The following is a 23,820-nucleotide window of genomic DNA, read 5'->3' on the forward strand; positions in this document are numbered from 1 at the left end:
ATTTTGCCATAACTTAAAGCGCCCCAACGCTACCAAACCCAATAACATAATAATCTGGTTATATGCTTTTGAACTTCTCAGTATAAACGTATAGTTAGTTGCATTTTTTATTTTCGCCAGCTGCAAGAAAATATTGCACAATCATTCCGGCAAGCAACACACCAAATATCGCGGGCATATAGGAAATAGTTCCATTGACCGTTTTGGGCCGCCCTAGCGGGCCACTAACCGGCTCCTGGGGAGCGGCAGGTCGCGGCGTTTCATCGGAAAATACGGTTAGAAAATCGAGGCTAGCGCCGTTTTTGCGGAGCAACGCCCGGACTTCACGGGCCAGCGGACAGGTCGCCGTCTGATTCAATTTAGCCACTCGCACCCGCCGGGGGTCCAGACGATTCCCGGCGCCCATACTCGAAAACACTTCTAAACCCAAGTGCTGGGCGGATTGAATAAGCACCGCTTTCCAGGCAATGGCATCAATACAATCCGCTACTACTTCCGCGCCACTTTCGCGAAGGATCTGCTCGGCATTGTCAACAGTAATAAACGCCTCACGGGCGACCACTTCACAATCTGGAGAAATATCCTGAATACGTGCTGTCATCACTGCCACCTTGGGCTCGCCCAGCGTCGAGTGCAAAGCCACCAACTGGCGGTTAATATTCGACGAGGAAACCACGTCGTGATCAACCAGGGTGATTTTACCGACCCCCGCCCGGGCCAGGTTTTCTGCCACATATCCACCCACGCCCCCCACCCCGGCAATAAGTACATGACGGTGCCGCAAATCGGCCACTGCCGAAGCACCCAAAAGAATTTCACTACGAATAAAGGAATCTTGCATTTATAATTTTTCCTGAAAAAGAGCCAGAGTATTATGGGTGAGCTGCTCTGCCAACGCTTGCGGCGACATCTGGAGCAGACGCGCAAGCGCATGGACGGTTTCCAGCAGAAAGGCGGGTTCGTTGCGCTGCCCCCGGTAACTTTCGGCAGATTGCCAGGGAGCGTCCGTTTCAACCAGAATCTGCTCCAGGGGCAGGGACTGGATAGTGGCCCGCAGGCGCAGGGCCCGCGCATGGGTAAAAGCCCCTCCTAAACCCAGATAAAATCCTCTGTCCACCAGTCGTTGTGCCTGTACCAGGCTCCCGGAAAAACTATGCACCACCCCGCGCAGCCCCGGAAAATCGCGTAAAATCTGTGACAGTGCTTCCAAAGTTCGACGCGCGTGGAGAATCACGGGCAAATTCAGCTCTTGGGCCAGATGCAACTGCATTTTCAGGCAGGCCACTTGCGACCCATAATCAGGCGCATTTTCCGAAAGATCGAGTCCAATTTCGCCAACCGCCACCGCCTGATCCAGCAGGCCTCGCAGTTGCTCAAGCCAGTCGGAAGCACACGCATTGATATATAAAGGGTGCACGCCGTAAGCCGGATAAAGCATGGGCTGTTGTGCGCAGAGATGGTGCAGACGCGGCCACAATGCCGGACTGTAAGCAGGTACCAGAATTTTATCGATGCCAGCATTTTTGGCCCTTTGTATGACGGCGCTACGGTCTGGAGCAAAGGCCTCGTCATCCAGATGACAATGACTGTCAATCAAACCCCGCAGAAAAGGGTTTTGCGACGTACCACCTGAACTGCCGCCATGGTTCACTGTGCTCATATCCATCCCGCTATTCTAGGACTTTCTGTTGGCTTGTGTCCGCATGCATCGCCGGATTTGACGCTTCATGACTTGCTGCAAGCGGCATCTTGGTCTTAAATGGCAGGATATGCTCAAGTACCGGAGAAATTATGCGTAGCCTGACCGCCGATATTACCATCCTCGGCAATGGGCCTGTGGCGCACAGTCTGGTGCTGGCCCTGCAACAGACCTCCCTCAACGTACTCATGGTGGATACCTTTCCGCTGCAGCAGTCACGCCCTGTGCATAGTGAGCGGACGGTTGCCCTGGCACTGGGGAGTCGTCGTCTTCTCAGCCATCTCGGCGTCCAAATGCCTCTGCATGATGCTGCCGCCATTGAAACCGTCCAGATCACCCAACAGGGACTCAGCGGTCGGGTCCGCCTGGAGCAGCAGCTTTTGGAAGCGCCGGAACAACGTTTGGGAGAAGTCGCCGGACTGAATACCTTGCAATCAGCGCTGGCACTGCCGCTGGCGCAATGTACTACGCTACAACAGGAAGCGATGGGGCCTCTGGAAGGTATGCAGTGGTTTCCCGATCGTCTCCAGCTTGATTGGCCGGACCTTCGCGTAGACACGGCATTGGCTGTCGTGGCCGACGGGGGACATGGGGGCCTTGCCCGTCTGGCGGCTTTGCAGCGCACGGGTTGGGATCATAACCGGCATGCCATTGTCACCACGGTAACACCGCGTGAAGCCTTACCGGGCATTGCCTTTGAACATTTTCAGGAGAGCGGGCCACTGGCTTTTCTGCCTATTGGTCAGCAGCAATTTTCCATTGTCTGGAGCTTGCGTCCCAGTGCCGCCAGCCAGATGCTGGATTTAAGTGATTTCGCTTTTCTGGAAGCCCTGAACCGCCAACGGCCACCCCATCTTCCCCCGCTGACCAGCACCGGCCCGCGCAGTGTTTATCCTTTGTTTTTTCAGCAATTATGGGCCCAGCCCAGTCAACGTCTGGCACTGGTGGGAAATGCGGCCCAAACGCTCCATCCCCTGGCTGGCCAAGGTTACAATCTGGGCTTACGCGATGTCATCACCCTGGCCGCCCTGCTTCGGGAGGCGGCCGCTGCCGGGCATGATCCAGGAGCCAAGCGCTTGCTGGAAGATTACAGCCGGATTCGCCGCCGGGACCGCCTGGAAACCATCGCCTTCACCGAAGCCATGAACCGCCTGTTCAGCAGTCCGCGCCTGCCATTGCGTTTCGCCCGTGCCGCAGCCCTGGCCCTGCTCGAACAAAGCACGCTGGGGAAACGCGAACTCGCTGCCCGCCTGGCGGGCATTCGTCTGCCTGTCGGGAGCAGCATCCCGGACCTGATGAGGGAGTCTGTCCATGTCTACTGACGCACATTACGACCTGATCATTTCCGGGGCAGGCATGGTCGGTGCCAGTCTGGCACTGGCTGCCCGGCAAAGCGGTCTCCGGGTCGCACTTTTTGAAAAACGTCCGCAACCGGTCTGCGCCCTGACCGATCCCTTGGAACGAGCAAGTCTGGTGGCCAATGGTTCTCAGCGTTTTTTACAGGAACTGGGTATCGACCTGACCACTCTCGGCAGCAAAGTCGAGAGGATGCGGGTCTGGGATGCTGAAAATTCCGGCAGCATTCATCTGGACGCCGAAGAAGCCGGCGAAACCTTTCTCGGTCATATTGTTGAAAACCGGCGTTTGGAGCAGCAGCTCCATGCCGCTCTGGCTGAGGCGGGAGTCACTGTGCTTTACGCTCAGGAAATTGCTCAGGCCTGGGCTGATCAGCAACACATGCAACTCAGCACAGCAGACGGAACTGAATATAAAACCACCCTCCTGGCCATTGCCGAAGGCCGCCAATCCACCCTGCGCAAACAACTTATTCAGGCACCGGTTTTTCATGAAAACTACGGCCAGGATGCCATCACCGCCACCGTATGGATGGAAAAACCCCATCGCGGGATCGCCTATCAGCGTTTTCTGGCTACGGGTCCCCTGGCCGTCCTGCCCTTCAGCGCTGACGCCGAAAATCATCCCCGTGCATCCATCGTCTGGAGTGCCAAACACGCCGTGGCGCGGCGTTTGATGGCCATGGATGACAGCGCATTTTTAGCGGCCCTTCACCTGGCATTCGGGCCGCAACTGGGGCATTTCCTGCGTATTGGCCAGCGCAGCAGTTACCCACTTTCCGGTCTGCACAGCAGCCGTTATGTGGGTGACCGCTGTGTGGTTCTGGGAGATAGTGCGCATGGTGTGCACCCCTTGGCCGGACTGGGGGTCAATCTGGGCTTCCGCGATGTTCAGGCATTAATGACCACCATTCGCGATGCCCGAGCCCAACATGAGGACTGGGGAGATAATTCTGCACTGCGCCGCTATCAAAGAGCGCGACGCCCTGATAATCTCCTCAACGTAATGACCTGCGGGGCACTGAGCCATCTGTTTTCCAATCGCAGTCGTGGTCTTGCCCACCTGCGCGATATTGGCATGCTGGGAACGGCAATGCTTCCACCGGTTAAACGCTTTCTGATTCGTCAGGCCATGGGCCTTTAAGGAGACCACCATGCAACACCGTATTGCTGATGATATTGCTGCCACTCTTGGTGACGCATTTGCGCGCCTGGGCACCGTCAAAGAAGATGTGGACAAACAGGTCAAGGCCATTCTCTCCAACGCTTTGGATCGCCTGGATCTGGTTACCCGCGACGAATTTGATGTCCAGCAGGATCTGGTATCCCGACTGGCCTCACGCGTGGTAGCCCTGGAAGCACGCCTGGACGCCCTGGCTCCCAAAGCAGCCCTCGACGAAAATACCGACAAGGACTGAACTTTGCCTCTGGCGATTGTCCAGAGTCGTGCGCTCACGGGGGTGCATGCTGCTGCAGTCGCCGTAGAATGCGATCTGGGGCCGGGCCTGCCCACTTTTGCGGTGGTAGGATTAGCCGAGACTGCTGTCAAGGAATCCCGAGATCGCGTCCGCTCTGCCATTCAGAACAGTGGATTCGAGTTTCCGGCCCGACGTATGGTCGTCAATCTGGCACCTGCCGATCTTCCCAAGGATGGGGGACGTTTTGACCTGCCCATTGCCATTGGCATTCTCGCCGCCAGCGGTCAGATCCCTCTGAAAGCCTTGGAAAATCTGGAACTGATCGGCGAACTGGCGCTGGATGGCAGCTTGCGCCCGGTGACTGGAGCCCTCTCCAGCAGTCTGGCCGCTGGTCAGGCAGGTCATGCTTTACTGCTCCCGGAGGGCAATGCCGTGGAAGCCGCTTTGGCCCGCACTGCACCCGTATTGGCCTGCCGTCATCTCGCAGAAGCAGTGGCCCACCTGCGCGGCACCCAACAACTGCCTGAAACACCCCCCCATGAGGAGATCGGCAAAAACGCCATCCCCTATCCGGACTTGCGGGATGTGCGCGGTCAGGAAACCGTCAAACGGGCACTGATTATTGCGGCCGTTGGAGGTCATCATATTCTTCTGTCCGGGCCTCCGGGGACCGGGAAAAGCATGCTGGCCGCGCGGTTGCCCGGATTGCTTCCGCCTCTGCGCCGCAACGAAGCCCTGGAAGTGGCCGCTATCCATAGCCTGCAAAGCGGTGGATTTGATGTGCAACGCTGGGGACAACGCCCCTTTCGTTCCCCCCATCACAGTGCCTCTTCGGCAGCGCTGGTGGGTGGGGGATCGCGCCCGCGTCCCGGAGAAATCAGTCTTGCCCATCATGGCATTCTTTTTCTGGATGAAATGCCGGAATTCTCGCGAAGTGTGCTTGAAGTGCTTCGGGAACCTCTGGAGTCCGGCGAAATCCATATTTCCAGAGCCGCCCAGCAAAGCACCTTTCCAGCGCGTTTTCAGCTGATTGCTGCCATGAACCCCTGCCCCTGCGGCAATCTCGGTAATCCACACCGGGCCTGTGTGTGCACCCCAACCCAAATTTCCCAGTATCGTGGCCGTCTTTCCGGCCCTCTGCTGGATCGTATGGACATTCAAATAGAAGTTCCGGCTCTTCCGGTAGAACTCCTGCAAAAAGCGCCAGAGGGCGAAAGTTCTGCCTACTGGCGCGAGCGGATCAGCGCGGCCATAAACTTACAGTGGCAACGACAGTCCTGCCGTAATGCCCAACTTCAGGGCGAAGCATTGGACCAGTATTGTGCGCTACAGCCCGAGGGCGCCCGCTTACTGACTCGCGCCGCTGACACCCTGCATCTTTCCGCCCGTGGCTATCACCGCATTTTGCGTCTGGCCCGCAGCATTGCCGATCTGGAAGAAAGCGCCACGATCAGCCTGCAGCATCTGGCCGAGGCCATCCAGTATCGGCGTCTGGCGCAAAGCTTTACTACTTTGAGGCAGCCATGAGCGTCAATGCCGTGAGTACTGCACCTTGGTTTACAACAATCGATGTTGCTCGGTATTGGGAGAGCGGTAACTCATGACCAAATCCGAGGCGCAAACCCGGTCAGAGCTCATTGACCGACAACTTGCACAAGCTAGCTGGAATGTCAAAGACCCCACGCAGGTCGTCGAGGAGTTCGACATCCTCACCGCCTTGCCCGAAGGTGTCGCCGAAGCGCGTACCCCCTATGAGGGCCACCAATTCAGTGACTATGTCCTGTTGGGTAAAGACCGCAAGCCGATGGCGGTGATCGAAGCCAAAAAGACCAGCCGCGATGCCGCTGAAGAGGCCGTGAACAACGTGCCGCCCTACCTCTGCAATTTCCAGGTCATGAAAATTCAGACCAAGTTCCAGATGGAAGGCATCAGCAAGCGCACCATTTCGCTGGAAGACCAGAAAATGCTTATCCTGCAGGATAAAGAGGTCGAGGAGATCAACTTTGAGGGCACCCAACTCGAAAAGCAGGCAATCAACAAGGGCACCAACACCCTGATCGTGCGCGAGTACATGGGTGCTTGGAGAAAGATATGTTCCTGATCCTCGACTGCTGGGATAACTTTGAATACTTCAAGCTCAACCCCAAGGGCAAGAAACTCAAGCCACAGTTGTCACTGCCGGTGCGGCTGGTGGGGCTACGGCTCGACAAAATTGAAAAGGCCAACGACAGCGGCCATGCTGAAGTCGCTGCGCGGGAAATTGCTAAACTCCGCCGGCAGATTGCCGCACTCCCGAAAGTATCGGTGGTGATCAAGGAAGGCATCGTCGAACAGATCAGCGAACTGCCGCTTTCAGTCGGTTTCGTGAAGCAGGAAGAAACCCTGATTCGCGCCGCCCAGAGCAACCACTACTGGGATAAAACGGATACCTGCGAGATGGAAGATGCCCTTGACGAGCTGACCATACACCTGGGTCCGTTGATGAAATTCCGTGAGCAGCAGACCGGTCCAGGACCAACGCAGCTCGACCTGAAAGATGAAATCCACCGCAAAGAAATGGTCGAGTTCGGCCCTCAGCACGAAGCGGTCAGCATCAGCCGCTACCGCGAGATGGTCGAAGCCATGATCGCGGAGCTGACCGCGCACAATCCCATCCTGCAAAAACTCAAGAACGGTCAGAATGTCTCGGCTGAAGAGGCTCTTGAACTGACTGAACTGCTCCATGCCGAACACCCCCACATCACCGAAAATCTGCTGCGCCAAGCCTACCAGAACCATAAGGCCCGCTTCATCCAGTTCATCCTCCACATCCTTGGCATCGAGACCCTGAAGAGCTTCCCTGAAACAATTAGTGAAGCCTTCGACCAGTTTATCCGGCAGCACACCAACCTCTCCAGCCGTCAACTGGAGTTCCTGAACCTGCTCAAGGGCGTCATCATTGAGCGCGAGAAGGTCGAGAAGAAAGATCTCATTAACGCACCGTTCACAGTCATCCACCCACAGGGGATTCGCGGCGTGTTCAGCCCGGCCGAGATCAACGAAATTTTACAGCTTACGAAACAGTTGGCTGCTTGATGAATTGGCACCAAAACGAATCCGCAGATTGCGCAGATGGTCGCAGATTATTTCCGTGTCGACTTCGAGACGGTTGCATGGAGAGGCCATGAAGCAGAACTCTAAAATATCGGTAAAAGGCACAGAGATAACGGTTTATTCGAATGGCGATCTTGATTTCATTTCCCTGACCGACATGCTCCGTGCCAAGGAAGGAGATTTCTTTATCTCGGACTGGTTGCGGAACCGGAACACCGTCGAGTTCCTCGGCATCTGGGAACAGGTGCATAACCCTGCGTTTAATTATGGCGAATTCGCCACAATTAAAAGTCAAGCCGGTCTGAACAGCTACAAAATCAGCGTCAAGGAGTGGGTGGCCAAAACCAATGCCATCGGTTTGGTTGCCAAAGCAGGCCGCTACGGAGGCACCTACGCCCACAAAGATATTGCTTTCGAATTCGGCATGTGGATCAGCGCCGAGTTCAAAATTTACCTGATCAAGGAGTTTCAGCGCCTCAAAGAACATGAACTCCAACAGCTCGGCTGGGACATCCGCCGCAACCTGACCAAAATCAATTACCGCATCCACACAGACGCAATCAAGATGAACCTGATTCCGCCCGAGCTGTCACCCCAACAGATCAATTTCATCTATGCCAGCGAGGCGGATCTGCTGAACATGGCCTTGTTCGGTAAAACCGCGAAGCAGTGGCGAGACGAGAACCCGAACCTGAAAGGCAATATCCGCGACGAAGCCAATGTCTCCCAGCTGGTCTGTCTGGCCAACCTTGAGACCCTGAACGCCCATTTCATCCATCAGGGGCTGCCGCAGCCTGAGCGGCTGAAAATCCTGAACCAGACCGCCATTCACCAGATGAAACTCCTGCTTGCCGACAGAAACGTCAAGCAGTTGGAGGAAAAATAACCATGCTATGGAGCGCGATTCCCGCGAGAACGGCCAAGCCTTTCAGGACATCCAGGGCGATGTCTATGAAATGCTGCTATCCAAAATCGCCACCGCCGGCCCCCGGCAAGAACGATCAATTCCGCACCCCGCGCCACATCATCAAGCTGATGGCCGATCTGGTGCAGCCGCATTTGGGCCACAAGATCGCCGACCCAGCCTGCGGCTCTGGCGGCTTCCTGCTCGGTGCCTACCAAGTACATCGTCACACAACTGGCCATCAAGGCTGGTCCCAAAGACCTCACACCTGATGAAGACGGCTTCGTGCGCACTCCGGTCGCTGCTGCGCTCACCGAAGAATCCGAACACGACATTGTCATGGCCAACCCGCCCTTTACCGGCAGCATCGACAAGGGTGACATCAACGAAAACCTGCAGCTGGCCACCACCAAGACCAAACTGCTATTCGTCGAGAACATTTTCCGCCTGCGTGATCGTCCCACAGGGTGTGCTGTTCGGCTCCGGCGGCACATTGAAGGATTTTACCGTTTACATACTGCCTGCTGTATTTGAAATCGGGATCGGTGTTCAGCATTAGGAGATTTTGCTCTGGTTTATATCCAGATTATTCTTAGGACAAATCTATCATGCAGCCCTGCCGGGCCGTGGCTGCTGTTTAACACTTCGACTTTGAGGAGCAATCATGTACGGTGCCAGTCCCTTCGCAGGTTTAAGCAATCCATTAATATTACTGGCTTTATCAGGAGGCTTGGTATTTTTCGGGATAGTGGTTTTCTTGTTGACGCGCAAATAAGCGATACGACCGGTCACAACAACCATCAATCCTGCCGCGCCGACTCCTGCGGGTTTGCGGGAAGCTGAGCAGAGGCTGGCAGGGCTGTTTCAAGCTGGGCAATATGAGCCATGCGCGTAAAATAGGTCTTGGCCTGTTGCGGATTTTTGCCCACACCCAGGCCTTCTTCGTAAGCAAGACCCAGGTCAAAATCAGCACGGGCCAGACCCAATCCTGCAGCTTTACGGTACCAATGGAGGGTTTCTGGCCAGCCTTTATGGACGGTAACTTCCTTGCGGGTGATCAGCGGTGAATACAGGGTCCCCAGATAAAACGCCGCCTTGGCATCATGCCCACGGGCAAGCGCCTGCAACTGTGCTAAAGCGGCCGGATCAGACTCGGCCTGATTGCGCAATGACTCCAGGTCCTGGGCGGCCGCTGCCAGGGGACAAATCAGCAGTATCAGGACCATCAGGGTGGATTTTTTCATCCGTGCAAACTCCTATTGTCTACAAGCTCAGGTATCCGCATGCTCCCGGGTGGCATGGAAGATGACCTGCGGCCAGCGTTCCATGGTCAAATCCAGATTCACCCGCGAGGGGGCCAGATAGGCAAGGCGCCTCCCCGCATCTTCAGCCAGATGATCTTCATGCTTACGGGTGAATTCTGCCAGGATTTTGGCATCCTCACATTGAATCCAGCGCGCCGTCTGGACGGTAACCGGATCAAAAATGGCTTCCACCGCATATTCAGTTTTCAAGCGTTCTGCCACCACATCAAATTGCAGCACGCCCACCGCCCCCAGAATCATATCACCACCCTGCAGTGGCTTGAAAACCTGGGTCGCACCCTCCTCTGCCAACTGCTGCAGGCCTTTTTGCAACTGCTTGGCCTTGAGCGGATTGCGCAGACGCACCCGCCGAAACAATTCCGGCGCAAAATAGGGTATTCCTGTAAATTGCAGCGCTTCGCCCTGACTGAAGCTGTCACCAATCTGAATGCTGCCATGGTTATGCAGGCCGATGATGTCCCCTGCATAGGCGTCTTCCACCAGCTCTCTTTCCTGCGCCAGAAACGTGATGGGATTATGCACCTGAATATCACGCCCTATACGCAGATGTTTGATTTTCATGCCGCGCTGAAAATGACCGGAACAAACCCGCAAAAACGCCACCCGATCGCGATGCTGGGGATCCATATTGGCCTGTATTTTGAAAACAAAGCCGCTGAAAGTCTGTTCATCGGGTTGTACCGCACGGCCAGTGGTTGGTCGTGGGCGCGGCGAGGGTGCCCAGTCAATCAGGGCTCCGAGTAATTCCCGGACTCCGAAATTGTTGATGGCGGAGCCGAAAAATACCGGGGTCTGCTGTCCCGCCAGAAAATCTTCGAGTGAAAACGGATTGGAAGCTGCGCGCAACAGTTCCACTTGTTCTCGCAACTCGGGCATCTCTTCGGGAAAGCGCCGGTCCAGCTCAGGGTTATCAAGGCCGGCTATACATTCCAGCTGATGCTCACGGGTTTCCTCACCGGGGGCGAACACCAGCACCTCATCCCGCAACAGGTGGTAGACCCCTCGAAAACGCTTACCCATACCAATCGGCCAGGTGACGGGGGCACATTGAATGCCCAGTACCGACTCCACTTCGTCCATCAGCTCCGTAGGATCCCGGCTTTCACGGTCAAACTTGTTCATGAAGGTGATGATGGGCGTATCGCGCAACCGACAGACTTCCAGCAATTTGATGGTCTGGGCTTCCACACCATTACCGCCGTCAATGACCATCAAGGCCGAGTCCACGGCCGTCAGCACCCGATAAGTATCTTCTGAGAAGTCCTGGTGACCGGGCGTATCCAGCAGGTTGATCACGTGATCCGCATATTCAAACTGCATCACCGAACTCGCCACGGAAATGCCGCGATTTTTTTCAATAGCCATCCAGTCACTGGTAGCATGGCGGCTACTTTTACGCGCCTTGACGGTCCCCGCTAGTTGAATAGCCCCGCCAAACAACAACAGTTTTTCCGTCAGGGTGGTTTTACCCGCATCAGGATGGGAAATAATGGCAAAAGTCCGGCGCCGTTGAATAGCCTCCAGAAAGGCATCCACTGACGGAACCAGTGCTTCAGGTGAGGAAGACATAAGTTTTTTTAACCTTCTTTGAAAAAATGCACATCACGAACCAAAGACATGGACAAAACCAGAGCGTCTTCGCGACCCTCGGTATTGCGATAATAATTCAAGCGCACCCCGATTTCATGAAAACCCGCCGAGCGGTACAACTGCTGGGCTGCCGTATTGGATACCCGGACCTCCAGAAAGGCGCGTTCCGCACCCAATTGCCCGGCGCGCGACAAGAGATGCATGAGCATTTTACGCCCATAACCGCGACGGCGCTGTGCCGGACTCACCCCCAGATTCAGCACATGCGCTTCAGATGCTCCGGTAGACAAGACACCAAAAGCCGTCAGGAGATCCGTTTCATCTTTCAGCACCCAGGCATCATATCCGGCCTGCATACAATCCCGGAATATGCCCCGCGTCCAGGGCCCTGGGGAAATGTGGGACTCCAGCGCCGCCACCGCATCCAGATCTTCCGCCTGCATCGGTCGCAACTTCATTTTTGTTGATCCTGGGGCAGAAAGGGCCGGATGTAATGGGGTTCGAGCTGGTCAGGACGACAACCGTCATCGCCCTGGAGATGACGGGCCAGCGCCAGACGCAGAACCGCTTCTGCCTGCGGATAGGCGTCGTCCGTCCACCCCAGGACGTTATCCTGCTGCCATTCAGAATGATACAGGGGCCACCCGCTACCCAGCCCCCAATACCCGCCCTCTTGGGGCCAGGCCACTGCCCCGGGCGGGCAAACGCGCTCTTCGCCCTGCAATACGGGCAGCCCGGTAAGCTTATCCTGCACATAGATGGCGGCATAAACCTCACCTTTACGCGCATCCAGGGCCGTCAAAACCGATGGCTGGACGGTCGCTGCCGCCAACGCCTGCAAACTGGAAACCGGATATACGGGCAACCCCCGCGCCATCGCCAGAGCCTGCGCGGTACTGACCCCAATACGGACACCGGTAAAGCCGCCGGGTCCCACCCCGCAGGCGATAGCATCCAGATCGGCAAGAACCAGTCCGGCACGCTGCAATATCCTGCTGATCATCGGCAACAAGATCTGGCTGTGGGCATTGGCCGCCACCTGACACTCCGCAACCACCCCCGCAACGCCATTCACAGCAACCGAGCAGGCTTCGGTTGCTGTATCTATCGCGAGAATAATCGGATCACTCATGACAGCGATGCCTTCCAGAACTGCTGCACGGCCTCCAGATCGCTCACGCGCCGCATGGGTGGCAAACTTTCCAGAAAAACCTTGCCATAACCTTTGCTGCGCAGGCGCGGATCGCAGAGCATGAGCACACCACGATCCGTTTCCGAGCGTATCAAGCGCCCTACGCCCTGGCGCAAGGCAATGACGGCCTGGGGTATTTGCAGCTCCCGAAAGGGGTCGCCGCCCGCTGCCTGACACTGCTCGGTACGTGCGCGCAAAATCGGATCAGAGGGGTTGGCAAAAGGCAGTTTATCAATAATAACCGAGGACAAAGCCTCTCCCTGCACATCCACACCTTCCCAGAAACTCGCCGCGCCCAGCAAGACCGCATTGCCCAGACTACGGAAACGGTCCAGCAAGCGCGAACGCGGCATACTGCCCTGTACCAGCACGGGAAAGCCCAGTTGGCGGGGCAAAAAGGACGCGGCCTCCTGCAGGGCGCGATGACTGGTAAACAGGATAAAAGTCCGCCCGGCACTGGCTTCAATCACTGGTATAGCGGCTTGCAAGCAGGCTGTCGTATAACCCGGATGACTGGGCTCAGGCAGGCCAGAGGGTAAATACAATAAAGATTGGCGGGCATAATCAAAAGGTGAAGCGGCATTGAAAGTCTGCGCGTCACGCAGACCCAGCGCCCGCTCGGTGACCGTAAAACTGTCCCCTACCCGCAAGGTCGCACTGGTCAACACCAGTGCCTCAATAGGCTCCAGCAGATATTTTTGCAGCGGTCCCGCCACATCCAGGGGGGTGGCGTGTAACTGCACAGTACGCGTTCTCTTTTCCTGCCAGAACACCATTTCAGGGGCATTATGCAGTAAAAAAAACTCGACGCTGGCCAGCAACGCCGCCCCCCGTGCTGCACATTGTTCTAATCCCTTGCCCCGCGCAGAAGCCTGCTGAAGGGCTTGCAGCAACGTCAGTCCAGCCTGACGTAAATGGATAAAAGCCGCCTCTTGGGGAGACCCTGGCGTCAGTGCCCACTGAACCCGGTCCTCACCAGCCCCAAGCGCAGTGCGCCAGGCACTGGTCGCCGTCTCCAGTTCGGCGGCGGCCAGCAGTAAAGGCGCGTCATCTGCCGCTTCGCCAAGGGCTTCCGCACGGCTGTCCCTAGCCCAGTCCCACAACTGATGACTGCTGAGTTGGCGGCCAAAATAACGGCCCGCCAGGTCAAAAACCTGATGGGCCTCATCCAGCACCATCGCTTCCACCCGGGGCAACAGGTCTCCCATACCATTGGCCTTGAGTGCCAAATCGGAAAAAAGCAGGTGGTGGTTCACCACCAGCAAATCGGCTTCCTGAGCCTTGCGCCGCGCTTCCACGACATGACAGCGCTGGTAATCAGGACATTCACTACCCAGACAATTATCCCGGGTTGAAGTGACCATCGGCCACACCGCCGAGTCTTCCGGAACCCCACTGACTTCCGCAATATCTCCCTCTCGGGTACGCCCCGACCAATCCACAATTTTTGCGAGAGGCGCCGCCAGCAGTGGAGCGACGCCCTCAATGCTGAACCGCTGGAGACGGTGCAGACAAAGATAGTTGGACCGCCCCTTGAGACGGCTGACGCGCATCGGCTTACCCACCACATCCATGAGCAAGGGAATGTCTTTTTCGAGAATCTGGTCTTGCAGTGCCTTACTCCCGGTAGAAACCAGCACCTTGCGCCCGGAAAGCATGGCGGGCAACAAGTAGGCAAATGTTTTACCGGTGCCCGTACCCGCTTCAATCAATGCCACCCCACCCTGCTGCAAGGTGTGGGCAACCTGCGCGGCCATGGCCTGCTGCTGGGCACGCGCCCGAAACTGCGGCAGGCGTTGCGCCAAAGCCCCATTTTGTCCCAGATTTTCTGACCAGTCTGTTATTGTCACTGACAACGCCTGAATTTCATGCCTACTCCCGCTACGCGCTCTGTCCTGCTATTTTTACACAATTCCGCTATAAATAGGGCATTCATGTATAAACGACGTGCACATATCCTCTTCTGGCATCCAAGCGAACCTGAAAAGGCGCAATATGCTGCCCAATTGGCCGCTGAACTTGGCGGTGAGTGGCTGATCGCCAAAGCCAATTCTGCAGAATACTTATGGCCCGATCTTTTTATTGCTCTGGACTGTGATGGGATACCTGATCTGCAACGGGCAGCCCATACCCAATGCAAATTCTGGCCAGTTTCCGCCAAAGATTCTGAAAACGATCTGCGGGAGCGCATTCTGGGTGTCATCGGCGGTTTTCGCTTACTGGCCAGACTGGATCAAAGTGCCCCGCCCCAAGCCTGAGACTGGGTAAACCGGTTGGCCCTTTCGGAACCAGACGCCTTGTTCCGATTGTTCAAATAGGCCCAAAAGTCTAAAATTATGTGTAAGTTGGCGCATTCTGAACGCGAGCATTATGGCCTCTGCAGATAGATAAAAAGCCCGGAATTTTCGGGCTTAATTATTGCTTAAAGCCCTTATAAAATTGTAAACAGATGCCAAACACTACCGCGAAACAGGAGCCAACAAGATGTCAGCGCAACTCCAATCACCCTATTTTTCACTCAAAGAACCTTCATCCATAGAAAACTCCAAAGCGCAGCGTATTGCCTGGGCCATTTTTCTGAGTGTCGGCGCCATTGCCACATGGGCCATATTTCGTGCTGAATTCTGGATGTGGCAATTTATCATCCTCGGCATGTGGTATGTCGGCCTTATGTGGTTTGGTCTGAAATGGCCTGCTTTCCGGGTATTGTTTCTGGTCGTCATGGCCATTTCCGGCACTGGGGTAGGGCTTTATCAATGGGGTTTCACAACTCACGACAGCCTCGCAATCCGCTACTTTTTTCATAGTAATGCGATGTTTTACTGGATGAGTGGCGCAATTTTGCTCAGTGCCGTCGGTTACTATTTGTATTTATTTGCCGGTAATCAGAATGCGGGTAACTGGGGGCATCGCCTAGCCTGGATTGCTGTTGTTCTGGGCTTTGCCGGTCTGGCTATTCGTTGGCGCGAAACCTATATCGGCCACCCATCCTGGGGACATATTCCCGTCAGCAATATTTATGATGTGATGGTGTTGTTTTGTGCGACCACCATCCTGTTTTACTTGTTTCACGAAAATCGCACAGAAAACCGGGGGCTTGGAGCTTTTGTTCTGCCTTTGGTGCTGGTTGCTGATATTTTTCTGATCTGGGTGGGCGCGGCGTATCATTTGAACCGTATTCAACCACTGATTCCGGCATTGCAGAGCTTCTGGATGAAAATCCATGTACCCTCCATGTTCATTGCCTACGCCAATTTTTATATTTCAGCCATGGCCGGTTTGGCCTATTTGCTGAAAGAACGTGCCATCAGCAGCGGCAACTTCCTGCGTGATCGCCTGCCCAGCCTGGAACTACTGGACAAGACCTTTTCTGGAACCATCGCCTTCGGATTTTTGTTTTTTACGGTCGGCACCATTCTCGGTGCGGTCTGGGCAGCCAAGGCCTGGGGGGGATTCTGGTCCTGGGACCCCAAGGAAACCTGGGCCCTGATTGTCTGGCTGAATTATGCCGGCTTCCTGCACGCCCGCAGTCAGCGTAACTGGGAAGGACGCCCCATGGCCTGGTGGGCCTTCATCAGCCTGATCGTCGTCACCTTCTGTTTCATCGGTGTCGATTTGTTCCTGGGCGGGCTGCATTCCTACGGCAAACTCTGAATTGTCAGCCATGCGGCTGTGGGCCGGGAAGCTAAGCATCAAAAAAACAACCCGCAGCTTCAAGTCTGCGGGTTTTTTATGAACAACACTCTGATCAATACAGCAACCTCAATAAGAGTTAGCTACCGGCAAACTGCGCGCGCCGTCATAATGCGCTGCCCAATAAGGATCATTCAGGCTGCCAATCTGGACACCAGTGCGGGGTGTCTGGGCGCTGACGAAACGCTGGTGACCGATGTATATACCGACGTGAGAATAAGCCCGATGCATGGTATCAAAAAACACCAGATCTCCGGGTTTAAGATTTTCCCGGGACACCTTGTGCAACTCCGCAGCCTGGGCATAAGAAGTGCGCGGCACCTGAATATCAAATTTGGCCAGTATATATTTCACGAAGCCACTGCAATCAAAACCTGAAGCCGGACTCATCCCGCCCCAGCGGTACGGGGCACCAATAAACTTCAAGGCCGAAACCACCATGGCCCGGGGCGAAAGCCAGGAATCCCCCGAAGACGACGAAACATTGCTCCCGGCATTATTTTGATCTGCCTGTTGTTGGGCGATAGCGTCTGCCAATTCCGCAGCAGCCTGAGGCCCGCTCGCGGCATCTCCACTGGACTCCAAAGCTTGCAGGGGGTGACGGGCCCAGTGGTAGGCCTGACTGGCGAACATTTCCAAGGCAATGCGCAAATGCGACTGTTCCGGTGCGGAAGTGGCGACCACTGCATCCACCGGTGCTGCCGCTGGCTTGACCGGAGAATCTGTAGTCATTGCGCTGGCTGCAAGACCGGTTTTCACTAGCACCAGGGATTGATCAACAAAGTCGGGGCTGGTGACAGAACTGGCAGGGGCATCCGGAAAAGAATGAATCGGATATTGGTAATTTGTTACCGGCTGAGGTGCTGCACCTACCCCCGCAAATTCCACCGGGGAAAGATGCATCAATTGCAGGGCGGTTGGCGTCAAAGCCGTATAATCCGCTGCTTTGAGTGGTAACACCTCATGCCTATGAGAAACTTTTCGCACCGATTTGACGGCATGATAATGTCTCGAATAGGGATGCTTGTGAGAGGACTCGCGGTGATACCGGTGCGAATCCACTCGATGCGCCGTCGTCTTAACATGGTGTGGCGCGGCCTGAGCCACAGCAACACCTCCTGTACATAAACATACCGCCAAAGCAATCTGCCAGCGATGCTTCTTCTTCATTCTTATCTCCAGAATCACCTGGGAATCGCCGCTGCGTAATCTGCCTAAGGGCTGATTATGCAGAGACATTGCCATTTCTCATAAAGTTGAAAGAGAAACTTCGAGGCTACCCCCTGAACCCAACAAAAAAGCCGAACATTCGTTCGGCTCGATTAGTATTACCCCGACTATGGAACACGCGGGCCGACACTGAATCAAAACCACTGGCACCTTGGAGCGTCAAGCCCCAAATAACCAGACAGTTTTCTCCCGAATCAATTCGAATATTAGCCATTAGTAAAATCGATGCTCCATAGTCCGTATTTGGGAATATAGGTGGAATCACCGAGACAGGCAAGGTCTGAAAAGCAATTTTTTGGCTTGATTTCCGAAAAGTGCTTAAAACTGGCCTGAGTATTGCTTTAATACAAAGAGATAGCAAAAACCAAGGAGCGCATGCATGTTCTCTTCTGCTTTAACAGGCAAAAAAAGTTGGCTCTTTTCCATGGGGTTAGCGTTTTCTATGGCCCTCGTGACGAGCGGCTTCAGCCCACCTGGCCAAGCCTCGACGCTGGGCCAGATGGCGGCCAGTTTTGCCCCAAAAAGCACAGCAACCAGCTCTGCACAGATCTGGCAGCGACTTAATGATGCCCGCTGGTTCGTCCAAGGTTCGGGGCCACACATCATTTATTTAATATTTGATCCGAACTGCCCCTATTGCCACCTGCTCATCCAGGAACTGCAACCCCTGATTAAACCGGATCAACTCAGCATACGCTACGTTCCCGTAGGCTTTCTGGAACCTTCCAGTACTGGCAAGGCAGCCGCGATTCTGGAAGCGAAAAATCCACTGAAGGCCCTATGGGAAAATGAAAAAGGGTTTACGGAAAAAGGTCATGATGGTGCTATTCAGGAAATTTTGCCCAGTACGGCTACTGAAAAAGCATTGAAAAACAACCTGAGCATACTCGAAGCCACCGGCCAGAAAACCGTCCCTACCATGCTTTACATGGATAGCCACAATCAGGCACAAATTGTCTGGCAGGTTCTTGATGCTAAAAATCTCGCCCAGACCCTAAAGGGAATTCACTAACCGCATCAGGAGCCGACGCTGGGCCGGGAAGCTTTGCCGCGACTTTGTCCCGCGCCGTGGTTATTCTTGGTGAAATCCTGCGCCCGTCAGGAGAGCTGTCTGAGCCCAAAGGGCGAGTTCTCTCCTGACAGCAGGATGAACCTTAGAACAACAGGCAAGGGACGTTGGCGCAAAAAGCCTCCCGGCCCAGCGCCGGCTCCTGATTCCCGCAAGAAAATAATCCGAAAATATTGACATTGCCAACAACCTCTATAATATTAAGAATCATTATCGTTAATATTCTAATAACGGAGCGTATCTGCAATGTCTCGTCTGTCTTTTTCCGTGGCGACTGCACTTTGTGCGGCGTCTTTTCTGGGCTGTCCAGCAATCGGCTACGCGGATCATGCTGACAGCAACCCGGAATCCTCCATACCCAACACCCCCGGACTTTCTGCCAAATACTTACCGGCATATACCCACATCGGCAATGGACTATCCTGGGCGGGGCATCTGGACAGCGAAATTTTTTCCAATTTTTCGGGCGGAATCAAGCAGGCCAGTGAAGGCAATATTGTCGGGCAACTCGGGGCAGAATATGACACCGACAAAGCCGGTCTCTGGAAGGGCGGCAAATTCACCCTCTCCCTGATGGGCATTTATAGTAGTGGCATTCAGCAAAACTATAGTGGTGATATTCAGACTGCCAGTAATATCTGGGCGCCCAATGCCATCCGTTTTTACGATGCCGCCTATCGACAACGCTGGAATGACTGGCTCAACACCCGGGTCGGTTATATGGACGTTAACTATTATTTTGATGTTGCCGCCAATGCGCTGCAGTTGATCAACAGCTCTTTTGGCATGTCGCCCACCATCACGGTCAATGTTCCTGGTACTGCCACCTATCCCTATTCTGGCCTCGGTCTGCTGGTCAGCACACACACGCAAAATGTGAGCAACAAATTGGCGATTTTTCAGGGTGATCCACAGCACCAGACCTCTGCTTTTGAACGAGGGTACATGGCCTTGTGGGAAGGCGCTCTGCACTGGGGTCACAAAGCCGACGAAGACTTGGAGGACAATACCGATGAATATGGTCAATACGAATTAAAAATCGGCGCCTGGCGCTACCAGCAGGCTAACCCCGAACTTTATGGCTTATCACCCAGTACCGCTGGTGCCTATGGCATCATCGAAGGAAACTGGACGCTGGCGGGTGAACGCCAGCTCGGTGCATTCCTGCAGGCCGGGGCAGCGCCGCAAAACTTCAATCCAGTCCCCTGGTACCTGGGTGTGGGCTTGCGACTCGGGCATCCCTTTGCAGACCGCCCGGACGACAGCGTCTCCATTGGTATGGCCAGAGCGTGGCTACGCCCTGAGGCAGTCGCTGCGGGACTGGATGTGGAACCATCCAGCATCCATCCCGCGGAAACCACCTATGAATTGACCTATCTGGCAAAAGTGACAGAGCACATCAATATTCAGCCGGATTTGCAATACATCCAGCATCCTTCCGGTTATTACCCGGATGCCCTGGTCGGTATTTTGCGCCTACACCTCGAATTTTTTTGAATGTTGAATCAGGAAACCTATTCATCCATGAACACGCACAATCTCACTTCTGAAAATCCATCACGCAGTCTGGATCAGTTATCCAGCGCCGCCTCCGCGCGCATTATCCGCATTACGGGTGATCGGGCCATGCAGCAACGTCTGCAGATGCTGGGTATTCGCCCGGGCGTAGCGCTACATATTGTCCACGGCCCCAATAAACGGGGCGTAGTCATTCAAATCAACGGGGCACGTTTTGCCATCGGCAACAGCTTGGTCCAGAAAATATGGGTTACGGAGCTATCAGCATGAGCGCCTGTCATGAAAATCAAGGCAAAGCAGCCTCAGTCCTGTCTGAACAAACCATTGTTCTTGCGGGTAACCCCAACTGCGGCAAGACCACGGTGTTCAACCTGCTCACCGGCGCCCACCAGCAGGTCGGCAACTGGCCGGGAGTCACGGTAGAAAAACGCAGCGGCAGCCTGCTGCTGGCCAAAAAGAAAGTTTCGATTATCGATCTTCCCGGCATTTACAGCCTGATGGGTGGTGGCGGAGAGGATCAACGGGTCGCTCGGGATTTCCTGCTGGATACCCCGGTAGATCTGATTATCAACATTGTTGACGCCTCCAATCTGGAACGCCATCTCGCCTTGACGGCTGAACTACTGGAAACCGGACACCCCATGCTCCTCATCATGAACATGACGGACGAAGCAGAAGCCAGAGGCTGGAAGTTACGTTGTACTGAGCTGGAAAATGCTTTGGGAATTCCCGTAGTGCCTATGGTAGCGCGAAAACATAAAGGACGAGATTATTTGCTCCAGAGGATGATGGAGGCCTTGCAAAAAAGGCCGCAGGGTCATCCCATCCTTTATCCGGCCCCCGTGGAAGAAGCACTGCAAACATTGGGGACAACCCTAAACAGACAACATGCTGCCAGAACCAGGGTGGACGCGCTGCGGCTACTGGATGGCTCTGCGCAACCGCCTTCTGATGAAAGCGCGAAAATGCTGAAAGACTTGCGCCAGCATATTGAGTTGATCAGTGATGAAGATCCTGCCGACCTGGTCATGGATCGGCGTTTTTCCTGGGCGCACGCTATGGCGGATATTGCCCTGCAAGCCCATGGAAAAAAGGGGCTGCGTGAAAAAATCAATCACTATCTGGATCGCATTGTTCTCAACGAATGGCTGGGTGTACCGATATTTTTGCTGGTTCTTTATTTGGTGTTTGTCGTGAGTTTCAGTGGCGGCAACATTTTCCTGGATTTTTTTGATCAGGCTTCTGCAGCCCTGCTCATCCATGGAACCGGTCATCTCCTGTTGCTGGCGGGTTTACCGGACTGGCTGATTTCGGTGATTGCCGGCGGGGTTGGCGGCGGTCTCAATCTGGTGATTTCCTTTATTCCCCCCATTGGTCTTACTTTTCTCTTTCTGGCATTTCTGGATGACTCCGGCTATATGGCACGCGCCGCCTATGCCATGGATCGTCTGATGCGACGCATGGGCTTACCCGGCAACGCGCTGGTGCCCATGGTCATTGGTTTTGGCTGCAATGTTCCGGCCATTATGGGTGCGCGTATTATCGAAGATCCGCGTGGGCGCATTTTGACCGTGTTGATGCAACCCTTCATGTCCTGCTCGGCGCGTCTCACCATCTACATGGCTTTTGCGGTCGTATTTTTCCGCAGCAATGGTGGTCAGGTCGTATTTGCCTTATATGTTCTGGGCATACTGGTCGCGCTGCTCACGGCCTGGTTGCTGGGGAAAACCGCCCTGCGTGGTGAAGCCATGCCTTTTGTCATGGAACTGCCGCCCTACCGCCTGCCCAGTTTCCGCAGCGTCGTTCTGCAAAGCTGGCAGCGCCTGAAGATCTTTATTTTCCGGGTCGGCAAGGTCATCGCCGTCATCGGTCTGGTGCTCTTCATCCTGCCCGGCATCGGCTGGACCAGTCAGGGCTTGCGCAGCACGGACATTGATCACTCCCTGCTTGCCCAGGGCAGTCAGGCATTGGTTCCGATATTCGCGCCCATGGGCGTCCAGAGTGACAACTGGCCCGCCGTATCCGGCCTCATTGCCGGCGCCGCAGCCAAGGAAATCGTCATCGGCACGCTCAATGGGATTTATCAACGTCAAAATGCGGCAGATTTGATGGCTGATTACCGGCACCCCGATATTGTCGGCCAACTGCGTGATGCGCTGCTAACCATTCCGGCCAATGCCCTGACCTTTATGCGCACACTGGACGACCCTCTGGGCTTGAGTGCCATGACTTCCACCAGCGCAACGGAGCAGGCCTCCGGCGCGGAAAGTGCCACCCTGCAAGCCATTGCTGCGGGCTTTACGCCACTTTCGGCTTTTGCTTACCTGGTATTTGTATTGCTCTATGTACCCTGCGCCAGCACCATGGGAGCCCTGCGCCGGGAAGTCGGTTGGGGATGGATGGGGTTTTCCCTGCTTTACGGCACCGGCCTCGCCTGGGGTACCAGTACGATTATTTTTCAGGCAGGCACTTTTGCCGCCCACCCTGCTGCATCCCTGGCCTGGATTGCCGGGATTATGACGAGCTTCGGACTGCTGATCATTGCCCTGCGCATTTATGGGCGACGCCAGAATACGAATCCTGCAGCCAGCGTCAAAAAGCAGGCTGCGGCATGACGACACTTTTTGCCGTGCGCGACAGCCTGCGTGACCACGCTCTGCTGACCAGCAGTCAGATTGCCGCAATTTTGAACCTGCCCAAAAGCACGGTAGAGGATATGCTGCGTTACTGGCAAAGCCGGGGGCGCGTCGAGGCTGTTTCTCTCTCTTCAGCCAATAGCTGTGGTAGTTCGTGCCAGTCTGGAAGTTGCAGCAGTTGCAGCAGTAGCGCCAGTCCAGCACAAAATGCGGCACTGCAGGCCTGGCGGTGGCGGGATCAGTCCGAAGCCCCTGCGGGTAGCGTCATGACTTTTCACCCGCCACAGCACCCCTGAGTTCAGCCAAACTCCGTAAACTACTTCGATCATTAAGCCCTCTTGCCCCTCCCAGTGGCTCCTCTATACTCCAATTTGGGGAATTAGCCAGCGGTTTGCGGACAGGGGTGCATCATGCAGGTAAAAGTAGCTGCCATTCAGATGGCAGTCGGGGACAACGAAGCAGACAACATCGACAAAGCACTGCAGCAAGTGCATTGTGCAGCAGATGCTGGGGCGAACATCATCCTCCTCCAGGAGTTATTCAGCACACCCTACTTTTGCAAAGATCAGAACCCGGATTTTTTGGCACTGGCCCAGCCGCGCGCCTCCCATCCCGCATTACTCGCCCTGCAAAAGCTGGCGAAAGACCGGCATCTGGTCCTGCCCGTGAGTTTTTTTGAGCGTGCCAACAATGCCTTTTTTAATAGCCTGGTGGTGTTTGATGCTGACGGACAGGATCTGGGCCTGTATCGCAAAGCCCATATCCCCGATGGTCCCGGTTATCAGGAAAAATTTTACTTCAGCCCCGGCGACACCGGTTTCAAAGTTTTCAACACCCATTATGGCCGAATTGGCGTCGCCATCTGCTGGGATCAATGGTTTCCCGAAGCCGCCCGGGTGATGGCATTGCAAGGGGCGGAAATCCTGTTTTATCCCACCGCCATCGGTTCCGAACCCCGTGCCCCGGAAATCAATAGTCGTGGGCACTGGACCCGGGTGATGCAAGGACATGCAGCCGCCAATCTGGTCCCGGTCGTAGCGGCAAATCGGATCGGCCACGAAATCGGTGTGGAAAGCAGCATCACCTTTTATGGCGGCT

26 protein-coding genes are annotated in these 23,820 nt (G+C 55.1%); 17 read left to right on the forward strand and 9 right to left on the reverse strand.

The annotated features are described in order from the left end of the window. Positions 1-94 precede the first annotated feature (94 nt). On the reverse strand, positions 95-841 hold the full coding sequence (locus HJG40_RS07640) for a tRNA threonylcarbamoyladenosine dehydratase (protein WP_215863629.1): 747 nt from the start codon (positions 839-841) through the stop codon (positions 95-97). Next, entirely contained in the window at positions 842-1,660 is an 819-nt protein-coding gene (locus HJG40_RS07645; RefSeq protein ID WP_226857290.1) for a TatD family hydrolase, read from the reverse strand. A gap of 131 nt (positions 1,661-1,791) precedes the next feature. Here HJG40_RS07645 and HJG40_RS07650 point away from each other — a divergent pair, with 131 nt between their 5' ends. The 9 genes from HJG40_RS07650 (at position 1,792) to HJG40_RS07690 (ending at position 9,003) form a co-directional block, all read left to right on the forward strand. Next, positions 1,792-3,021, forward strand: a complete 1,230-nt coding sequence (locus HJG40_RS07650) for an FAD-dependent monooxygenase (RefSeq protein ID WP_215863630.1) — start codon at positions 1,792-1,794, stop codon at positions 3,019-3,021. Continuing rightward, a complete protein-coding gene (locus HJG40_RS07655) occupies positions 3,011-4,198 on the forward strand; it encodes an FAD-dependent monooxygenase (RefSeq protein WP_215863631.1) in 1,188 nt (395 codons plus the stop codon). The genes HJG40_RS07650 and HJG40_RS07655 overlap by 11 nt, the downstream gene beginning before the upstream one ends. A gap of 10 nt (positions 4,199-4,208) precedes the next feature. Beyond that, positions 4,209-4,472: an accessory factor UbiK family protein gene (locus HJG40_RS07660; protein WP_215863632.1), complete on the forward strand. Its 264-nt coding sequence runs from the start codon at positions 4,209-4,211 to the stop codon at positions 4,470-4,472. A 3-nt stretch (positions 4,473-4,475) separates the two neighbouring features. Continuing rightward, positions 4,476-5,999, forward strand: a complete 1,524-nt coding sequence (locus HJG40_RS07665) for a YifB family Mg chelatase-like AAA ATPase (protein WP_215863633.1) — start codon at positions 4,476-4,478, stop codon at positions 5,997-5,999. Between the two features lie 73 nt (positions 6,000-6,072). Beyond that, positions 6,073-6,573 (forward strand): hypothetical protein, encoded by a 501-nt coding sequence (locus tag HJG40_RS07670; protein WP_215863634.1) that lies wholly within the window; start codon positions 6,073-6,075, stop codon positions 6,571-6,573. Next, a complete protein-coding gene (locus tag HJG40_RS07675) occupies positions 6,564-7,547 on the forward strand; it encodes a type I restriction endonuclease subunit R (protein ID WP_215863635.1) in 984 nt (327 codons plus the stop codon). The genes HJG40_RS07670 and HJG40_RS07675 overlap by 10 nt, the downstream gene beginning before the upstream one ends. 88 nt (positions 7,548-7,635) lie before the next feature. Next, positions 7,636-8,451 (forward strand): KilA-N domain-containing protein, encoded by an 816-nt coding sequence (locus tag HJG40_RS07680; RefSeq protein ID WP_215863636.1) that lies wholly within the window; start codon positions 7,636-7,638, stop codon positions 8,449-8,451. Positions 8,452-8,600: 149 nt separating this feature from the next. Beyond that, positions 8,601-8,741, forward strand: coding sequence for an N-6 DNA methylase (locus HJG40_RS15395; protein ID WP_368355940.1), 141 nt, complete (start codon positions 8,601-8,603; stop codon positions 8,739-8,741). Continuing rightward, the gene (locus HJG40_RS07690; protein ID WP_215863638.1) at positions 8,677-9,003 is read left to right on the forward strand and encodes a hypothetical protein; all 327 of its coding nucleotides are present in this window, start codon (positions 8,677-8,679) and stop codon (positions 9,001-9,003) included. The genes HJG40_RS15395 and HJG40_RS07690 overlap by 65 nt, the downstream gene beginning before the upstream one ends. Positions 9,004-9,075: 72 nt before the next feature. On the opposite strand, the gene HJG40_RS07695 is transcribed toward HJG40_RS07690, so the two are convergent. The 6 genes from HJG40_RS07695 to yoaA are packed head-to-tail and all read right to left on the reverse strand — an operon-like array spanning position 9,076 to position 14,426. Beyond that, on the reverse strand, positions 9,076-9,273 hold the full coding sequence (locus HJG40_RS07695; RefSeq protein ID WP_215863639.1) for a hypothetical protein: 198 nt from the start codon (positions 9,271-9,273) through the stop codon (positions 9,076-9,078). After that, positions 9,270-9,713 carry an SEL1-like repeat protein gene (locus HJG40_RS07700; RefSeq protein ID WP_215863640.1) on the reverse strand — a complete coding sequence of 148 codons (444 nt, stop codon included), beginning with the start codon at positions 9,711-9,713 and terminating at the stop codon, positions 9,270-9,272. Before HJG40_RS07700 ends, HJG40_RS07695 begins: the two co-directional genes overlap by 4 nt. Positions 9,714-9,740: 27 nt before the next feature. Next, complete coding sequence (locus HJG40_RS07705; protein ID WP_215863641.1) at positions 9,741-11,363, reverse strand: peptide chain release factor 3; 1,623 nt, start codon at positions 11,361-11,363, stop codon at positions 9,741-9,743. Positions 11,364-11,371: 8 nt separating this feature from the next. Further along, positions 11,372-11,842 carry a ribosomal protein S18-alanine N-acetyltransferase gene (gene rimI, locus HJG40_RS07710; protein WP_031574019.1) on the reverse strand — a complete coding sequence of 157 codons (471 nt, stop codon included), beginning with the start codon at positions 11,840-11,842 and terminating at the stop codon, positions 11,372-11,374. Beyond that, positions 11,839-12,516 (reverse strand): tRNA (adenosine(37)-N6)-threonylcarbamoyltransferase complex dimerization subunit type 1 TsaB, encoded by a 678-nt coding sequence (gene tsaB, locus HJG40_RS07715; RefSeq protein ID WP_215863642.1) that lies wholly within the window; start codon positions 12,514-12,516, stop codon positions 11,839-11,841. Before tsaB ends, rimI begins: the two co-directional genes overlap by 4 nt. Beyond that, positions 12,513-14,426, reverse strand: coding sequence for a DNA repair helicase YoaA (gene yoaA, locus HJG40_RS07720; protein WP_215863643.1), 1,914 nt, complete (start codon positions 14,424-14,426; stop codon positions 12,513-12,515). Before yoaA ends, tsaB begins: the two co-directional genes overlap by 4 nt. A gap of 84 nt (positions 14,427-14,510) precedes the next feature. Here yoaA and HJG40_RS07725 point away from each other — a divergent pair, with 84 nt between their 5' ends. Beyond that, a complete protein-coding gene (locus tag HJG40_RS07725) occupies positions 14,511-14,834 on the forward strand; it encodes a hypothetical protein (RefSeq protein ID WP_215863644.1) in 324 nt (107 codons plus the stop codon). A 226-nt stretch (positions 14,835-15,060) separates the two neighbouring features. Then, positions 15,061-16,230, forward strand: coding sequence for a c-type cytochrome biogenesis protein CcsB (gene ccsB, locus HJG40_RS07730; RefSeq protein WP_226857291.1), 1,170 nt, complete (start codon positions 15,061-15,063; stop codon positions 16,228-16,230). Positions 16,231-16,338: 108 nt separating this feature from the next. Here ccsB and HJG40_RS07735 read toward each other — a convergent pair whose 3' ends face one another. Further along, a complete protein-coding gene (locus HJG40_RS07735; protein WP_215863645.1) occupies positions 16,339-17,439 on the reverse strand; it encodes a C40 family peptidase in 1,101 nt (366 codons plus the stop codon). A 439-nt stretch (positions 17,440-17,878) separates the two neighbouring features. Here HJG40_RS07735 and HJG40_RS07740 point away from each other — a divergent pair, with 439 nt between their 5' ends. The 6 genes from HJG40_RS07740 to HJG40_RS07765 all read left to right on the forward strand — a co-directional run. Beyond that, the gene (locus tag HJG40_RS07740) at positions 17,879-18,511 is read left to right on the forward strand and encodes a thioredoxin fold domain-containing protein (protein ID WP_215863646.1); all 633 of its coding nucleotides are present in this window, start codon (positions 17,879-17,881) and stop codon (positions 18,509-18,511) included. 303 nt (positions 18,512-18,814) lie between these two features. Beyond that, complete coding sequence (locus tag HJG40_RS07745; RefSeq protein WP_215863647.1) at positions 18,815-20,065, forward strand: carbohydrate porin; 1,251 nt, start codon at positions 18,815-18,817, stop codon at positions 20,063-20,065. Between the two features lie 27 nt (positions 20,066-20,092). Then, positions 20,093-20,356: a FeoA family protein gene (locus HJG40_RS07750; RefSeq protein ID WP_215863648.1), complete on the forward strand. Its 264-nt coding sequence runs from the start codon at positions 20,093-20,095 to the stop codon at positions 20,354-20,356. Then, on the forward strand, positions 20,353-22,701 hold the full coding sequence (gene feoB / locus HJG40_RS07755) for a Fe(2+) transporter permease subunit FeoB (RefSeq protein ID WP_215863649.1): 2,349 nt from the start codon (positions 20,353-20,355) through the stop codon (positions 22,699-22,701). The genes HJG40_RS07750 and feoB overlap by 4 nt, the downstream gene beginning before the upstream one ends. After that, positions 22,698-23,018 carry a FeoC-like transcriptional regulator gene (locus HJG40_RS07760; protein ID WP_215863650.1) on the forward strand — a complete coding sequence of 107 codons (321 nt, stop codon included), beginning with the start codon at positions 22,698-22,700 and terminating at the stop codon, positions 23,016-23,018. The genes feoB and HJG40_RS07760 overlap by 4 nt, the downstream gene beginning before the upstream one ends. A 114-nt stretch (positions 23,019-23,132) precedes the next feature. Beyond that, positions 23,133-23,820, forward strand: a 688-nt coding sequence (locus HJG40_RS07765) for a nitrilase-related carbon-nitrogen hydrolase (RefSeq protein ID WP_215863651.1), incomplete at its 3' end; no start/stop codon positions are given.

This window comes from Acidithiobacillus concretivorus (assembly GCF_018853445.1).
Taxonomy (GTDB): domain Bacteria; phylum Pseudomonadota; class Gammaproteobacteria; order Acidithiobacillales; family Acidithiobacillaceae; genus Acidithiobacillus; species Acidithiobacillus concretivorus.

Coding starts and splice junctions, on each gene's coding strand:
- HJG40_RS07640 (WP_215863629.1), bottom strand. CDS start 841: ATGCAAGATTCCTTTATTCGTAGTGAAATTCTTTTGGGTGCTTCGGCA.
- HJG40_RS07645 (WP_226857290.1), bottom strand. CDS start 1,660: ATGAGCACAGTGAACCATGGCGGCAGTTCAGGTGGTACGTCGCAAAAC.
- HJG40_RS07650 (WP_215863630.1), top strand. CDS start 1,792: ATGCGTAGCCTGACCGCCGATATTACCATCCTCGGCAATGGGCCTGTG.
- HJG40_RS07655 (WP_215863631.1), top strand. CDS start 3,011: ATGTCTACTGACGCACATTACGACCTGATCATTTCCGGGGCAGGCATG.
- HJG40_RS07660 (WP_215863632.1), top strand. CDS start 4,209: ATGCAACACCGTATTGCTGATGATATTGCTGCCACTCTTGGTGACGCA.
- HJG40_RS07670 (WP_215863634.1), top strand. CDS start 6,073: ATGACCAAATCCGAGGCGCAAACCCGGTCAGAGCTCATTGACCGACAA.
- HJG40_RS07675 (WP_215863635.1), top strand. CDS start 6,564: ATGTTCCTGATCCTCGACTGCTGGGATAACTTTGAATACTTCAAGCTC.
- HJG40_RS07680 (WP_215863636.1), top strand. CDS start 7,636: ATGAAGCAGAACTCTAAAATATCGGTAAAAGGCACAGAGATAACGGTT.
- HJG40_RS15395 (WP_368355940.1), top strand. CDS start 8,601: ATGGCCGATCTGGTGCAGCCGCATTTGGGCCACAAGATCGCCGACCCA.
- HJG40_RS07700 (WP_215863640.1), bottom strand. CDS start 9,713: ATGAAAAAATCCACCCTGATGGTCCTGATACTGCTGATTTGTCCCCTG.
- HJG40_RS07705 (WP_215863641.1), bottom strand. CDS start 11,363: ATGTCTTCCTCACCTGAAGCACTGGTTCCGTCAGTGGATGCCTTTCTG.
- rimI (WP_031574019.1), bottom strand. CDS start 11,842: ATGAAGTTGCGACCGATGCAGGCGGAAGATCTGGATGCGGTGGCGGCG.
- tsaB (WP_215863642.1), bottom strand. CDS start 12,516: ATGAGTGATCCGATTATTCTCGCGATAGATACAGCAACCGAAGCCTGC.
- HJG40_RS07725 (WP_215863644.1), top strand. CDS start 14,511: ATGTATAAACGACGTGCACATATCCTCTTCTGGCATCCAAGCGAACCT.
- ccsB (WP_226857291.1), top strand. CDS start 15,061: ATGTCAGCGCAACTCCAATCACCCTATTTTTCACTCAAAGAACCTTCA.
- HJG40_RS07735 (WP_215863645.1), bottom strand. CDS start 17,439: ATGAAGAAGAAGCATCGCTGGCAGATTGCTTTGGCGGTATGTTTATGT.
- HJG40_RS07740 (WP_215863646.1), top strand. CDS start 17,879: ATGTTCTCTTCTGCTTTAACAGGCAAAAAAAGTTGGCTCTTTTCCATG.
- HJG40_RS07745 (WP_215863647.1), top strand. CDS start 18,815: ATGTCTCGTCTGTCTTTTTCCGTGGCGACTGCACTTTGTGCGGCGTCT.
- HJG40_RS07750 (WP_215863648.1), top strand. CDS start 20,093: ATGAACACGCACAATCTCACTTCTGAAAATCCATCACGCAGTCTGGAT.
- feoB (WP_215863649.1), top strand. CDS start 20,353: ATGAGCGCCTGTCATGAAAATCAAGGCAAAGCAGCCTCAGTCCTGTCT.
- HJG40_RS07760 (WP_215863650.1), top strand. CDS start 22,698: ATGACGACACTTTTTGCCGTGCGCGACAGCCTGCGTGACCACGCTCTG.